Genomic DNA, 1,333 nt, shown 5'->3' on the forward strand with positions numbered 1-1,333 from the left:
TTTCGAGACCGGCCATGTGGCGGGCGTACTCGATGGTGGCGACCTGCATGCCCAGGCAGATGCCCAGGTAGGGCAGCTTGTGCTCGCGGGCGTATTGCGCCGCGAGGATCTTGCCTTCCACACCGCGCTTGCCGAAGCCGCCGGGCACGAGGATGGCGTCGAACTTGGCCAGCGTGTCGACCGTCTCGGGCGTCAGCGTCTCGCTGTCGACGTACTCGATCTTGACGCCGGCATGGTTGTGGATGCCGGCGTGGCGCAGCGCCTCGTTGAGCGACTTGTACGAATCCGACAGGTCGGTGTACTTGCCGCACATGGCGATGGTGATCTCGGTCTTGGGGTTTTCGACCTCATAGACCAGCGTGTCCCAGCGCCTCAGGTCCGTGCTCTTGGTGTTGAGCTGGAGCTTGGTGCAGATGAGCTGGTCCAGGCCCTGCTCATGCAGCATGCGCGGCACCTTGTAGATGGTGTTCACGTCCCACATCGAGATCACGCCGTACTCGGCGACGTTGGTGAACAGCGAGATCTTCTCGCGCTCGTCGTCGGGGATGCGGCGGTCGGCGCGGCACAGCAGCGCGTCGGGCTGGATGCCGATCTCGCGCAGCTTCTGCACCGTGTGCTGGGTCGGCTTGGTCTTCAGCTCGCCAGCGGCGGCGATCCAGGGCACATAGGTCAGGTGCACATAGGCCGTGTTGGTCGGGCCGGCGCGCAGGCTCATCTGGCGCACGGCTTCGAGGAAGGGCAGGGACTCGATGTCGCCCACCGTGCCGCCGATCTCGACGATGGCCACGTCAACGCCCTCGGCGCCGCGCTTGATGTATTCCTGGATCTCGTTGGTGATGTGCGGGATCACCTGCACCGTCTTGCCGAGGTAGTCGCCGCGGCGTTCCTTCTCGAGCACGGTCTTGTAGATCTGGCCGGTCGTGAAGTTGTTGGCCTTCTTCATCCGCGTGGTGATGAAGCGCTCGTAATGGCCCAGATCGAGGTCGGTTTCGGCGCCGTCGTCGGTGACGAAGACTTCACCGTGCTGGAAGGGCGACATCGTGCCGGGGTCGACGTTGATGTAGGGGTCCAGCTTGATCAGGGTGACTTTGAGGCCGCGCGATTCGAGGATGGCAGCCAGGGAGGCCGACGCGATGCCCTTGCCCAGGGAGGACACCACACCGCCGGTGACGAAGACGAATTTGGTCATGTCTTGCAGCACGCAGAACAGCATGCTGAGGTGGGAAATTGCGATTGTACGAGACCCGTCAATTGGGCCCCAGCAACTCCAGCACCAAGTCGGCCGTTTCCTCAGGTTTCTCGAAAGGGAACAGGTGCGAGCCCTCCATCCAGC

Annotated in this window: 1 protein-coding gene; it reads right to left on the reverse strand. The window is 63.3% G+C overall.

The annotated features are described in order from the left end of the window. Positions 1–1,189, reverse strand: a 1,189-nt coding sequence (locus AC1DU6_RS31440) for a CTP synthase (protein ID WP_477862081.1), incomplete at its 3' end; no start/stop codon positions are given. Positions 1,190–1,333: the final 144 nt, after the last annotated feature.

The organism is Roseateles sp. P5_B10 (assembly GCF_056400485.1).